The sequence below is a fragment of the Streptomyces sp. TS71-3 genome (assembly GCF_018327685.1).
Taxonomy (GTDB): Bacteria; Actinomycetota; Actinomycetes; order Streptomycetales; family Streptomycetaceae; genus Streptomyces.
Genome location: NZ_BNEL01000003.1, coordinates 3,056,972 through 3,069,798, shown reverse-complemented (window position 1 = coordinate 3,069,798; position 12,827 = coordinate 3,056,972). Strand labels below are relative to the sequence as shown.

9 protein-coding genes and 1 tRNA gene are annotated in these 12,827 nt (G+C 73.7%); 5 read left to right on the top strand and 5 right to left on the bottom strand.

The features are described from left to right. Nucleotides 1–46: 46 nt before the first annotated feature. Nucleotides 47–1,090 (top strand): transcriptional regulator, encoded by a 1,044-nt coding sequence (locus tag Sm713_RS36955; RefSeq protein WP_249416926.1) that lies wholly within the window; start codon nucleotides 47–49, stop codon nucleotides 1,088–1,090. A 110-nt stretch (nucleotides 1,091–1,200) separates the two neighbouring features. On the opposite strand, the gene Sm713_RS36950 is transcribed toward Sm713_RS36955, so the two are convergent. Beyond that, nucleotides 1,201–1,274: transfer RNA gene (locus Sm713_RS36950), tRNA-Pro, on the bottom strand. A gap of 42 nt (nucleotides 1,275–1,316) precedes the next feature. Beyond that, nucleotides 1,317–2,903 carry an endo-1,3-alpha-glucanase family glycosylhydrolase gene (locus tag Sm713_RS36945; protein ID WP_212914296.1) on the bottom strand — a complete coding sequence of 529 codons (1,587 nt, stop codon included), beginning with the start codon at nucleotides 2,901–2,903 and terminating at the stop codon, nucleotides 1,317–1,319. Between the two features lie 597 nt (nucleotides 2,904–3,500). Between Sm713_RS36945 and Sm713_RS36940 the strand changes: the two genes are divergently transcribed. Beyond that, nucleotides 3,501–4,985 carry an exopolysaccharide biosynthesis polyprenyl glycosylphosphotransferase gene (locus Sm713_RS36940; protein WP_212914295.1) on the top strand — a complete coding sequence of 495 codons (1,485 nt, stop codon included), beginning with the start codon at nucleotides 3,501–3,503 and terminating at the stop codon, nucleotides 4,983–4,985. 120 nt (nucleotides 4,986–5,105) lie between these two features. On the opposite strand, the gene Sm713_RS36935 is transcribed toward Sm713_RS36940, so the two are convergent. Next, nucleotides 5,106–6,050: a GDP-L-fucose synthase gene (locus Sm713_RS36935; RefSeq protein ID WP_212914294.1), complete on the bottom strand. Its 945-nt coding sequence runs from the start codon at nucleotides 6,048–6,050 to the stop codon at nucleotides 5,106–5,108. Between the two features lie 164 nt (nucleotides 6,051–6,214). Between Sm713_RS36935 and gmd the strand changes: the two genes are divergently transcribed. The 3 genes from gmd to Sm713_RS36920 all read left to right on the top strand — a co-directional run bounded on the left by gmd (nucleotide 6,215) and on the right by Sm713_RS36920 (nucleotide 11,047). Then, a complete protein-coding gene (gene gmd, locus Sm713_RS36930; protein WP_212914293.1) occupies nucleotides 6,215–7,228 on the top strand; it encodes a GDP-mannose 4,6-dehydratase in 1,014 nt (337 codons plus the stop codon). Between the two features lie 178 nt (nucleotides 7,229–7,406). Continuing rightward, nucleotides 7,407–10,133: a LamG-like jellyroll fold domain-containing protein gene (locus Sm713_RS36925; protein ID WP_212914292.1), complete on the top strand. Its 2,727-nt coding sequence runs from the start codon at nucleotides 7,407–7,409 to the stop codon at nucleotides 10,131–10,133. 263 nt (nucleotides 10,134–10,396) lie between these two features. Then, nucleotides 10,397–11,047 (top strand): hypothetical protein, encoded by a 651-nt coding sequence (locus Sm713_RS36920; protein ID WP_212914291.1) that lies wholly within the window; start codon nucleotides 10,397–10,399, stop codon nucleotides 11,045–11,047. Nucleotides 11,048–11,108: 61 nt separating this feature from the next. On the opposite strand, the gene Sm713_RS36915 is transcribed toward Sm713_RS36920, so the two are convergent. After that, a complete protein-coding gene (locus tag Sm713_RS36915) occupies nucleotides 11,109–12,236 on the bottom strand; it encodes a glycosyltransferase (RefSeq protein ID WP_212914290.1) in 1,128 nt (375 codons plus the stop codon). Beyond that, a complete protein-coding gene (locus tag Sm713_RS36910) occupies nucleotides 12,233–12,769 on the bottom strand; it encodes a WcaF family extracellular polysaccharide biosynthesis acetyltransferase (RefSeq protein WP_249416925.1) in 537 nt (178 codons plus the stop codon). Before Sm713_RS36910 ends, Sm713_RS36915 begins: the two co-directional genes overlap by 4 nt. Nucleotides 12,770–12,827: the final 58 nt, after the last annotated feature.

Genomic DNA, 12,827 nt, shown 5'->3' with positions numbered 1-12,827 from the left:
CGCATCCCGGACGTGTGGCTGCCCGCCTTCGCCCAGGTGGCTCGGGGTGCCGCTGCACGAGCTGGAGCAGGCCGCCGCGTACGCCCGGGAGGACGCCCAAGCCCCCCTTCCCGGGGTCGCGGCCACCCTGGCGGACCTGCTGCCCGACGGCGACGCACTGGAGCCTCTGGCAGCTCCCTGCGGCCGTCGGATCGGCACCACCACAGTGGATGGCCTGGCGGCCCGCGTGCACGGCCTCCGGCTTGCGGACGACGTACTGTCGGGCGGGGACCTGATCACCCCCGCCTTTCGTGAACTGCGCGCCGCCGTCCGGCTGTACCGCGAGTCCGAGCACTCCGAGGACACCGGGCGCGGGGTGCTGGTGCAGATCGGAGAACTGGGGCAGATCGTCGGGTGGATCGCCTCGGATGCCGGGCGCGGTGAGGACGCGGAGCGCGCCTACCGGCTCGGCATCTCCGCCGCCTGGCAGGCCGGTGATGCCGTGCTGGTGGCACAGCTCGCGGGCAGCCTCGGCTACCACCTGTCGAACAGCGGCCGGGAGCGGGAGGGCCTGGAGTTGGCGAAGGCGGCCGTGGCGGAAGCCGGACCGGATGCTCCGGCCGCGACGCGCGCCCTGTTCCTGGATCGCGTGGCTTGGGCGTATACACGCGCCAGGGAGTCACAACCGGCCCTGCGGGCGCTCGGGCAGGCGCACGCTGCCCTGGACTCCATGGACGGCGCTCCGGCACAGGCGTGGGCGTACTGGGTGAACCGCGAGGAGCTGGAGGTCATGGACGCCCGGGTGTTCACCGAGCTGCGCCGCCCGCTGCGCGCGGTGCCACTGCTCCAAGACGTGCTGGGGCGCTACGACGCCACCCACGCCCGGGAGGTCGCCCTTTACCGGTCGTGGCTGGCGGTGGCTCTGGCCGACGCGAACGAGCCCGAGCAGGCCGCCGAAGAGGCCCGCCGGGTCATCGAAGCCTCCGGCGATCTGTCCTCGGAACGCACGGCGGAGCGCGCACGGGTCGTGCTCCGCCGCTTGGAGGAGTGCGACCACGTGCCGGAGGTAGGCGAGGTGCTGACCGACCACGGGCACCTGCTGCTCGCATGATGGGGTGGCTGACACCTGGGTTCTCTACGCCGCTTCGACCGGATACAGACGGTGTCCCTGGAAACGATCGAGAGGGGCCCCGAAGGACCCCTCTGACCTGCTGCTTACCGTCGGGACGACAGGATTTGAACCTGCGACCCCTTGACCCCCAGTCAAGTGCGCTACCAAGCTGCGCCACGTCCCGGTACTGCATGTCAGACGATACAGGATTCCGGCGCGCCGCCGGTCAGCCGGGGTGGCCCGCCTCCGCGGGGCGTCCGCTGGTCACCGCGTAGTACTGGAGGTCCTGGACGTCGACGGCGGTGCGCACCGGGTAGCGCGTGGTGACGGTCGCCGTGGTGTGGCCGCCGCGGGTGACGGTGGCCGTGCTGTGGCCGGCCCGCAGCGGCAGCAGGGTCGGGTGGACGCCGGCGGGGACCCGGTCGCGCTGCCGGACGCCGCCCACCGTGGTGTCCAGGGTGGCGTCGGCGGTCAGGAACGTGAGCACCTCGACCGTGTCCCGAGGCGTGGCGGTGCCGGGGCGGGGCTCCATCAGCCTGCGCTGCCGGGCCGCCTTCCGGTTGCCCGCGAACTGGACACGCGAGGTGACGTAGACCGTGTCTCGGACGATCGGGGGCCACCGGCCGGTCTTGAACCGGGTCAGGTAGTACGAGCACAGGTCCAGGTACGCGTGGCCGTCGTGCGGCGAGGGCGCGATGTGGGTGGACTCGGAGTAGTCGTTCCAGGTGGTGAGCTGGACCCAGTCGGCGCCGTCGTCGATGGCGTCGTCCCAGGTGGTGCGGAGCAGGGCGGTGTTGCCCGCCTCGTCGTAGACGCCCTGGTTGGGGCGGGCGTCCTGGACGGCGACGGAGTGTATCCAGCGCTTGCCGAGCCGGTGCGCGAGGTCGATGTTCCCGGCGCTGCCCGACTGCCCGGTGTGGCTGCGGTTGCCCCACGCGGAGAAGCCGTAGCTGAGCGGCGCGAACTGCTCGGCGTGGCCGCGGAAGTCCAGGAACAGCGGGACGAGGGCCGTGCGCACGCCGTGCCGCGCCGCCAGCCGGTCGAGCACGCGCTTCCACCAGCCCGCCTCCCGCGCCTCGGCCTTGAACGGGGAGACGACGAGGCGCCCGTCGGACAGGTGGAACGCCGCAGGGGCGGCGGCAAGCGTCGCGAGCGCGTCCGCCAGGATCTCCGGACCCTCGTCCAGGGCCGCCATGTCCGGCATGAGCATGATCTTGAAGCCGGGGTCCACGGCCTGGGCGGCCCGCAGCAGGGTGCGGACCCGGTCCCAGTTGGGCCCCGACAGCGTGAGGATGTCGACGCTGAAGCCGTCGATGCCGGCGTCGCGCGCAGTGCGCACCTCCCGCTCCATGTTGGTGAGCTCGTAGTCGCCTCCGGACGGCGCGACGGGCAGCGGCCGGTCCCGCAGCAGGCCGCCGTACGCCGCGTGCTTGCCGCCCTCGCCGCCGACGCTGAGGTAGTTGCGGGTGTAGTAGTCGCGGTCCGCCGGCGCGTCGTCGAGGGAGAGCGGGAACGGCGGGAAGTAGTGCGCGAAGACGAGGTGGGGGCCGGCGCGGAGCTGCCGCGTGCCGGGCAGGTCGAACGGGAGCGCGCCGCGGGCCCCGTCTCCTGGCGCGGCGCCGGGACCCTTGCCCGTGCCGGGCGGCGGCGGGGTGCCGGGGGTGTTCCACAGGAGCCCGATGCCTGCGGCGGCGACCAGCACGGCTCCCAGCAGCAGTGCGAGTGCCGGGCGTCGCGAGCGGCGCCGGCCGCGCGCGGGGCGGCGGGGCCCGGCCGGGTCCGGGGCCTCCGGGCGGTCGGGCTCGTGGGTCATGGGCGTTCCTCCTGGTGACCGGCCTGGCGGCGAGGGCGGCCTCGCGGCCCGGCCGCGGGGCGCGGGAGCGGTCCTGAGGAGGTCCGCCCGGGACAGGATGGAAAGCCCCGGTATGAGCCAGTACAGCCGATCCTCCGGTACCGGTGCAATGCCACTTCCGGTCGCCTGCCACCCGTTCCGCGCGGCCTCGACGGTCGGCCGTGCTCAGCCTCTTCGGGCCGTCGCCGGGTCCTCGGCTCCGGCGCGGCAAGATCGGACGCGCGCCGTCGAGTCGCCTCGCACGCCGGGGCGAGTTTCGGACGCACGATGGAGCCCACTGATCCGCCCGCCAGGCTCCCGGGGCGCTCGACGACAAGCCTCACCCGCCCGGACCCGTAACCACTGGGACCCCTGATGCGAGAGCACACGCCGCGCTCTCGGTCACCGGATGGCCTGAACCCTGCGCAACCCTCTAACTATGTTCACGTTATACACACTCAACACACAGGCGATTGCCATACTGTTCGCCGCCACGCCGCCACGCCGCCGGGCCGTCACTGGGGGCGCCGGGGCACCGGGTGGGCGGCAGCGTCCAGAGCAGGACGTCCAGGGGGGTACATGCGGCATGTTCAGGCGTCCGAGACACGCACGTCACCGGCGCGGACCCGCCCAACCCGGGCCCCGGGCCCCGCGCTGGGCGCGAAACCCCGCTGGTACCTCCCCGTCGCCCTGCTCGTCGACGTCCTCGTCCCCGGCATCTCCGCGGCGGTCCTCGTCCGTCCCGCGGCGGCCCCGTTACGCTCCTGGGCGACGGCCGCCCTGCTCGCCTCCGTCGCCTGGCCCGCGGTGCGGCTCTTCAGGAACCGGTACGCGTCGCGCGCACTCGGCGAGTCCCGGGGCACGCTCCCGGTGCTGCACGACTGGCTGGTCCTGCTGGGCGTCCTGGCGATCGTCCGCGTCGCGGCGGATCTGCGCCAGCCGGCGGCGCTCTGCCTGGCCGCCCTCGTACCACCGCTGGTGGCCACCCTCCTCACCCGCAAGCTGACCTACCGGCACCTCATGGCGAGCCGCCGGGAGGCCCAGGCGGTGATCCGGGTGCTGGTCGTCGGCGAGCCCGGTGCCGCCGACGAGGTGGCCGGCCAGCTCGCGAGCCGTACCGACCACCCGTTCGTGGTGGTCGGAGTGGTCGCCGTCGGACAAGGCCCCCAGGCGGGCGGCGTTCCGATGGCCGCCCGCCTGGCCGACCGCGCGCTCGCCGCACCGGACGAGGACGCCGCCGCGGTGCTGGCGGCGGCCCGTGCCCGCGGCGCCGACCTCGCCCTGGTCGCCTCCAGCGCGCTGCTCTACGGAGAGCGGCTGCGCCGGCTGTCCTGGGGGATGCACGACGCGGGGCTCGAACTCGCCCTGGTCCCGGGCCTCGTGGACGTGTCCGTCAAGCGCCTGGAGACCGGCTCTGCGGCCGGCATGGCGCTGCTGCGCATCGCTCCCCCGCTCCGGCACGGCGTCCAGCCCGCGCTCAAGCACGCCCTGGACCGGGTGGCCGCGGCGCTCGGCATGCTGCTGCTCTCGCCGCTGCTTCTGGCCATCGCGCTGGCCGTCCGGCTGGGTTCGCCCGGTCCCGTGCTCTACCGGCACGAGCGGATCGGACGGGGCGGGGCGCCGTTCACCATGTGGAAGTTCCGCACGATGGTCGCCGGCGCGGACGCCCGCAAGGCCGAGCTCGCCGGGGAGAACGAGCAGGACGGCCCGGTGTTCAAGATGCGCTGCGACCCGCGGGTGACCCGGGTCGGGGGGCTGCTGCGGCGTACCTCGCTGGACGAGCTGCCGCAGCTCGCGAACGTGCTGCGCGGGGAGATGTCGCTGGTCGGGCCCCGGCCGCCGCTGGCCGAGGAGGTGGCGCACTACACCGCGGTGGAGCGGCGCAGGCTCGCGGTGCGGCCGGGGATGACGGGCCTGTGGCAGGTCGGGGGCCGTTCCGACCTGTCCTGGGACGAGGCGGTCCAGCTCGACCTGAGTTACGTCGACAACTGGTCCTTCACCAGCGACCTCGACGTCATGACCCGCACCGTCAGGGCCGTCGTCGACGGCCGCGGCGCGTACTGAGGGATGGCGGGGAGCCCGGTGGTGAGACGAAGCGTCCGGCGTGCGCGGGGTGGTGAGCGCGTCGTATCGCGGGCGCTCAGTGGCGGGCCTGCTGCGGGCCGGGGCCTTCCTCAGGGGCCGTCAGCCCGCCGAGTGCCCGCGCCAGGCGGCGTAGGTGCCGGCGATGCCGTCGCGGAGGGGGACGGCGGGGCTCCAGCCGAGCGCGGTCAGCCGGGATACGTCGAGGAGCTTGCGCGGGGTGCCGTCGGGCTTGCCGGTGTCCCAGGCGATCCGGCCGGTGAAGCCGGTGACCTCGGCCACGGTCTCTGCGAGCTCGCGGATCGTCAGGTCCGCGCCGCAGCCGACGTTCACCGGGTCGTCGCCGTCATAGGCCCGCAGCAGCAGCGCGCAGGCCGAGGCGAGGTCGTCGACGTGCAGGAACTCCCGGCGCGGGGTGCCCGAGCCCCACAGCACCACCTCGCCCTGGCCGGCCTTACGCGCCTCGTGGAACCGGCGGATCAGGGCGGGCAGGACGTGCGAGGTCTCCAGGTCGAAGTTGTCGCCGGGGCCGTAGAGATTGGTCGGCATGGCGGAGATGTACGAGGCGCCGTACTGCTGGCGGTACGACTGGACCTGGACGATGCCTGCGATCTTCGCCAGGGCGTAGGCGCGGTTGGTGGGCTCCAGGGGGCCGCCGAGGAGGGCGTCCTCCGTGATCGGCTGGGCGGCCAGCCTGGGATAGATGCAGGACGAGCCGAGGAACAGCAGCCTGCGCACCCCGGCGGCGTGCGCCCCGGCGATCACGCTCAGCTGGATCTGGAGGTTCTCCTCGATGAACTGCACCGGGTGGGTGCTGTTCGCGAGGATGCCGCCGACCCTGGCGGCGGCGAGCACCAGCGCGTCGGGGCGCAGCTCGCGCAGCACCTCGGCGGTGCGCGCCGCGTCGCGCAGGTCGAGTTCGGCACGGGTGCGGGTGAGGACCCGGTGGCCGTCCGCGGTCAACCGCCGGGCCACCGCGGAGCCGACGAGACCACGGTGTCCGGCGACGAATATGCGGGCCCGGTCGGGCAGCAGCGATGCCGTCATGCCCCGGATCATGCCAGGGCCAGGCGGCACGGGAGAGGCAAAAGCATGATTTCCAGTCGTAGATCACGACATGCCGGAGGATCGTCCGGCGAGCGGCACGGCCGCCACCACGGGGGACCGCGGTCCCCGCGCGGGCGCACCAGGTCGGAAGGGGAGCAGACCCTATGAGCAGGTGCGCGCTGATCACCGGGGTCACCGGGCAGGACGGCTCCTACCTGGCGGAGCTGCTGATCTCCAAGGGCTACACGGTGCACGGCCTGCTGCGGCGTTCGTCCAGCTTCAACACCGAGCGCATCGACCACATCTACCAGGGGCCGCAGGAAACGAACCGGTCGCTCGTGCTGCACCACGCCGACCTCACCGACGGGGTGGCGCTCGTGAACCTGCTGCGGGACATACGGCCCGACGAGGTCTACAACCTGGGCGCGCAGTCCCACGTGCGCGTCTCCTTCGACGCCCCGATCTACACCGGTGACGTCACCGGCCTCGGCGCGCTGCGGTTGCTGGAGGCGATCCGGGCGAGCGGGGTGCACACCAGGATCTACCAGGCGTCGTCCTCGGAGATGTTCGGCTCCACTCCCCCGCCGCAGAACGAGTCGACCCCGTTCCACCCGCGCAGCCCGTACGCCGCAGCGAAGGCATACGCCTACTGGGCGACCGTCAACTACCGCGAGGCGTACGGCATGTTCGCGGTGAACGGGATCCTCTTCAACCACGAGTCGCCGCGCCGCGGCGAGACGTTCGTGACCCGCAAGGTGACCCGTGCGGTGGCGCGGATCAAGGCGGGCCTCCAGGACCGGCTGTACCTGGGCAACCTGGACGCCGTACGGGACTGGGGCTATGCGCCGGAGTACGTCGACGCGATGTGGCGGATGCTCCAGCACGACGAGCCGTCCGACTACGTGGTCGCCACCGGGGTGCCGGCCACCGTGCGGCGGTTCGTCGACACCGCGTTCGCCCACGCCGGGCTCGACGCCGGCGCGCACGTCCGCTACGACCCCAGGTACGAGCGGCCCAGCGAGGTGGACGCCCTGATCGGCGACGCCTCCAAGGCCCGCGACGTGCTCGGGTGGAAACCGCGGGTGCTGGTCGACGAGCTCGCGCGGATCATGGTCGACGCCGACAGGCGCCAGGTCGCGGACGAGCTCGCCGGCGCGGCCGTCCGCATCGACCGCTGACCGCCGTGGAGCCGGCGCCCGGCGCGGCGATGACGCCGTATCACGCACTGGTTCCGCTTGGTCAGGGATTTCGTCAAGCGTGGCCCACGGCACTCCACGAGCCCGTAATGTTCGCGGACACAGGGGTCTTTGAGGTCACTTCCGGCCACATGACCGGGCCTATCAGCCTGGGGGGTACATGTACAGATCCAGGGGACTCACGGCTGCCCTCGTCCTCTCCTTCGCCGCCACCGGACTCGGTGGGGTCACGGCGCCCGGGGCGGCGGCCCTCACCCCGCCGGTGGGGTTCACCGCCGACGCCCTGCCCACCTGGCAGACCAACGGCATCGTGTGGGCGCTGGCACACGCCGGCGACACCGTCTTCGCGGCGGGAACCTTCTCCCAGGTCCGCCCGCCCCAGGGTGCCTCCGGCGAGCCCCGTGACGCGGTGAACTTCGTGGCGCTGAACACCGTCACGGGCGTGCCCACGTCGTGCAGCCTCGCGTTCACGGTGGGCACCGGCACGGCGACCGTGCGGGCCCTGGCGGTCTCCCCGGACCAGAAGACGCTGTACGCGGGCGGGTACTTCGGCTCCGTGAACGGCACCCCGGTGAGCAGCCTCGCCGCGATCGACATCGCCACCTGCAGCCCGAAGTCCGGCTTCCACGCAGGCTTCCCGGCCACCGTGCGGTCGCTGTCGGTCACCGGCGACACGGTGTACGCGGCCGGCGACTTCAGCACCGTCGACGGGCAGCCGCGGCAGCGGTTCGCCGCGGTGGACGCCGCGAGCGGTGACGTGCGGCCGTTCCGCGCGGACGCCGACGAGCCCGGGCGCGCGGTCAAGGTGACCGCGGACGGCAAGGACGTCGTGCTCGGCGGCGACTTCTTCACCGTGAACGGCGCCGACTCGCACGCGCTCGCCGTCGTGGACGCCACCACCGGCGCCAACGTCAGGACGTACCCGCGGGGCTTCATCGACACCAACTCCGTGGTGAAGGCCATCGACGCCGACGACACGGGGTTCTACACCGGCAACGAGGGCAACGGCGGCGGTGTCTTCGACGGGCGCATCGCCATCGACGCCGGGACCTTCGACCAGCGCTGGCGGGACACCTGCCTGGGCGCCACCCAGACGGTGCTGTCGTACCAGGGGGTCCTCTACAGCGGCTCGCACGCGCACGACTGCTCCAGCATGGGCGAGTTCCCGCAGGGGCCCCGGCACCACCTGCTGGCCGAGTCCACCGGCGACCCGAGCCTGCTGGGCTGGTCCCCGAACACCGACGACGGCCTCGGCGAGGGCGTCGGGCCGCGCGCGCTGACCGTCGCCGGCACCAGCACCACCCGCTACATGTGGGTGGGCGGCGAGTTCACCGGCGTCAACGGCGGCGCAGCCCAGGGCCTGACCCGCTTCGCCACCGGTCCCGACACCGGCACACCGGACGTGCCGATGGCTGAAGCGGAGAGCACCGGGCCGGACTCCGTCCAGGTCCGCTGGCGCGCCAGCACCGACCTGGACGACGGCAAGCTCACCTACAAGGTGTACCGGAACGGCTCCTCGACACCCGTCGACACCGTCGACGGCAGCTCCGCCGACTGGAACCGCCCGCAGCTCTCCTTCACCGACACACACGTCACCCCGGGCCAGACGTACAGCTACCGGGTCTCCGCCACCGACGGCGCCGGCAACACCAGCGCCCTGTCCACCGCGGCCACGGTGACGGTGCCGGCGTCGGCGCAGCCCTACGCGCAGGCGGTGCTGGCCGACGGCGCCACGCTCTACTGGCGCCACGACGAGTACACCACTCCCTTCGCCGGAGACTCGTCGCCGTCGGACACCGCCGGCGTGTACGTGGGCGGGCCCGCGATGCGGCAGGCCCCCGCCGCGGTGAACGGCCCCGGCACCGCGGTCGGCCTCGACGGCACCGACCAGCAGGTCTACGGCGTGCCGCGCACCACCATCCCGGGCGCCTTCTCGGTGGAGACCTGGTTCAAGACCACGACGACACACGGCGGCAAGCTCATCGGGTTCGGCAGCGGCACCACCGACACGAGCACCTACTACGACAAGCACATCTACATGGACGACACCGGAGCGCTGGTCTTCGGTGTCCACTCCGGCTCCTCGCGCATCCTGGCCACCTCGACCCGCTACAACGACGGCAAGTGGCACCACGTCGTCGGCACCCAGGGTTCCTCGGGCATGGCACTCTACGTGGACGGGAAGCTCGCCGGCAGCAACACCGTGACCGGCAACCAGAGCTACACCGGCCACTGGCACGTCGGCGGGGACTGCCTGCGGAACTGGCCGCGCGAGCCGTCGAGCTGGTTCTTCGACGGGCAGATCGACGAGACCGCCGTCTACTCCAAGGTGCTCACGGCGGCCCAGGTCAAGCGGCACCACGACCTGGCATCCGCCACGGCCGACACCGTCCGCACGGTCCCGGTGGCCGAGGACACCTACGTCAACGCCGGCGCGCCCGGCAGCAACTACGGCTCGTCCAGCTCGCTGGCGGTGCGCGGCAGCTCCGCCTACCTGTCGTACCTCCGCTTCGACCTGCCGTCCGCGCCGTCCGGCACGGTGCTCAAGAGTGCCCGGCTGGCGGTGAAGACGAGCACCCAGTCGGGGGCGGAGTCGGCGGACACCGCCTCGGTGGTGCCGGTCACCGGGACGTGGAGCGAGTCCACGGCGACGTACACCGCCCGTCCCGCGCTCGGTGACCAGCCGATCGGGACGCTGAGCGGTACCTCTCAGGCGTCCGCCATCTACGCGGCGCCCCTGGACACCACGGCGCTGTCCGCGGCGCTGGGCCACTCCTACAGCGTCGCGCTGACGGGCAGCGGCTCGGACGCGCTCTGGCTCTGGTCGGGTGAGGCCACCGCCGCGGAGGGCACGCCGCAGCTGGTGCTCACCTTCGGGGCACCCTGACCGGCACGGGGTGCCCGGCGGGAGTGGACGGCGCCCCCGCCGGGCACCCCGCGCTCCCGCGCACGGCACACGGCACACGGCACACGGCACACGGCACACGGCACACGGCACACGGCACACCGAGTACCGCATACCGCCGGGCACACCGCGCACGACCGGTCGCGCCCGACCGGTGGCGAACACCCACCTCACCGCCCGTGCCCCGGCACGCGGCACCCGGCACACCGCCCCGACGCACCTCCGAGGCCCACAGGAGTTTCTCCATGCATCCACTCCGCCGGCGCACCGCGCTGTCGTGTGCCGCGCTGGCCGCCACCCTGGCCGTGCTGACCGGGTGCGGCGGGCAGGACGACGCCGGGCGGGCCCCCGCGGGCACCGCGGGCGGCCGGCCGGGCGCCGGGCCCTCGGCGTCGCGGGGCCCCATGCTGCCGGACTCCCGGATCACCCCGGCCACGGGATCGTTCACGAAGGAGCAGAAGCAGTACCTCAGCGGGCGGGTGCCCGCGGACACGGACCCCGCCGCGGTACTGCAACTCGGCCAGGAGGCCTGTGACCGGGTGGCGCACACCGCCCGGCACGACCGGGACGCCGCCGTCGCCGCGGTCATCGCCGGGGACATCCCCGGTGCACGGGACGCCATCGAGCCGCTCTGCCCCGACCAGCTCTCCGTGCTGCGGGCGGCCCGGGCCGGGTTCCCGGACGGCACGCGGAAGGGGCCGGCCGCGGGAACGTACCGGGCGCTGACGCCAAGCGCGTCCTGCTCCTGGCGGGCCCTCGGCGAGGGCGGCAAGGTACTGGCATCCGGCCCAGAGCTGGACTCGGGCTCCGGGCCCGGCAAGCGGATCACCGCCCGGGTGCCCGCGGGGACGCGTGAGTTCGCCTCCAGCGGCTGCTACGCCTGGGTGCCCGCGTAGGCGGCGGATGACGGGCTCGGGACGCGGAACCGGCCTCCGGTGTCCGTGCGGGCAGCGAACCCTAGCGTCCGGTGTCCGCGCGCACCCGCTCGTACTCCCCCACGAGGGTGTCGAGCACGGTGTCCATGGAGAACGCCTCGGCGGTGAGCGCGCGCCCCGCCGAGGCGGCGGCCCGGCGGGTGTCCGGGGCGAGCAGGTCGAGCACGGCGTCCGCGATGCCGTCCGCGGCGGTCACCACGCGGCCCGCCCCGGCCTTCTCCACGTCCCGGGCAAGGCCGTTGGAGCGGGTGACGACGACGGGGGTGCCCACGGACATCGCCTCCAGCACCGACATGGGGAACGGCTCGGCCACGGACGGCAGGACGTAGACATGCGCCCGGCGCAGCTCCGTGAGCATCTGCGCGCCGGACAGCGGGCCCGGCAGGTGCACCTTGTGGGCGAGGCCCGACCCGGCGACCAGGGCCCGCACCGCGGGCAGTTCCCCCTCGTCGGGGCCGGCCACCACGAACTCCGCGTCCGGGTACCGGCGCAGGATCGCCGGGGCTGCCGCGACGAAGTCCCGCGGCCGCTTGCGCTCGTGGAGCCGGGCCGCGTACAGGACGCGCGGCGGCCCGGCGGGCGCGGCCCCGGCCTCCTGCGCCGGAACGCCGTTCACCAGGCGGACCGCGCGCCCCGGCGGGCAGGGGCCCGCGACTCGTTCCAGGTCGTCGCGCTCGTGGTCGGTCAGGTACAGCAGCCGGTCCGCGGAGCGCAGCACCCGGCGCACGGCGAGGGTGTCGAGCACCCTCGCGAGAGAGCGGCCGCTGGGGTCGACCATGCCGTGCGTCTGGAGCACCAGCGGCCTGCGGGCGCGCAGGGCGGCCAGCGCGACCGGCAACGTCACCAGGTCGCGGGCGAGGTGCACATGGACGACGTCCGCCGCGCGGACCAGGCGTCCGGCGCCGGCGAGGAGCGCGGGCGAGGTCAGGCCGCTGAAGCCGAGCGGAAGCACGCGGCGGGCCGCGAACAGCCGCGCGGGCACCCCTTCCACGTCCGCGGGCAATGGCCTCGGGAAGCCGTCGGCGAGCGCCACGAGGCGTGGTCGGTGGCCGCGGGCCGCGAGCCCCTTGGCGAGGTTGAGCGCGACGCGCACGGGACCGCCGAAGGCTCCGGTCGGGGTGTGCAGGGTGACCGCGTGCAGCACTCTCATGCCGGCTCCTGGACGGGCCGCCGGCCGGTGGCGGTGTGCAGGGTCAGCTCGGGCAGGTCGCGGTCGACGACGGTGCCCGCGGCGACCACCGCGTGCCGGCCGACGCGGACCCCGGCGAGCACGGTGGCGCGCGCCGCTATCCAGGCGCCGTCGCCCACGGTGACCGGGGCGTTGCGGTAGCGGAAGTCGGCCGCGCGGTGGTCGTGGCTGCCGGTGCACAGCAGCGCCTCCTGGGAGACGCAGACGTGCGAACCGATGGTGACCGGTTCGAGATTGAGGATCCACGCGCCCTCGCCGATCCAGCTGTGGTCGCCCACCGTCAGCTTCCACGGCCACAGGATCCGCACCCGGTGCCGGATGAGCACGCCCGTGCCGATCCTGGCGCCGAACGCGCGCAGCAGCGCCACCCGCAGCCGGGCCGGGCAGAACCACGCCATGAACAGCGTGTTCATCACCGCGAACCACAGCGCCTGGACGACCCTGCCGCGCCCCTTGTCGTAGCCGGCCAGCGTGAACGACGGAAGATCGCGCACCCTGCATCCCCCCAACAGCGCCCCCTCAGACGCCCGTCCGCGAAGCCTAACGGTTACC

Excerpts from the sequence above, each read along its gene's own strand:
- Sm713_RS36945 (WP_212914296.1), bottom strand. The coding sequence starts at position 2,903 with ATGACCCACGAGCCCGACCGCCCGGAGGCCCCGGACCCGGCCGGGCCC.
- Sm713_RS36940 (WP_212914295.1), top strand. The coding sequence starts at position 3,501 with ATGCGGCATGTTCAGGCGTCCGAGACACGCACGTCACCGGCGCGGACC.
- Sm713_RS36935 (WP_212914294.1), bottom strand. The coding sequence starts at position 6,050 with ATGACGGCATCGCTGCTGCCCGACCGGGCCCGCATATTCGTCGCCGGA.
- gmd (WP_212914293.1), top strand. The coding sequence starts at position 6,215 with ATGAGCAGGTGCGCGCTGATCACCGGGGTCACCGGGCAGGACGGCTCC.
- Sm713_RS36925 (WP_212914292.1), top strand. The coding sequence starts at position 7,407 with ATGTACAGATCCAGGGGACTCACGGCTGCCCTCGTCCTCTCCTTCGCC.
- Sm713_RS36920 (WP_212914291.1), top strand. The coding sequence starts at position 10,397 with ATGCATCCACTCCGCCGGCGCACCGCGCTGTCGTGTGCCGCGCTGGCC.
- Sm713_RS36915 (WP_212914290.1), bottom strand. The coding sequence starts at position 12,236 with ATGAGAGTGCTGCACGCGGTCACCCTGCACACCCCGACCGGAGCCTTC.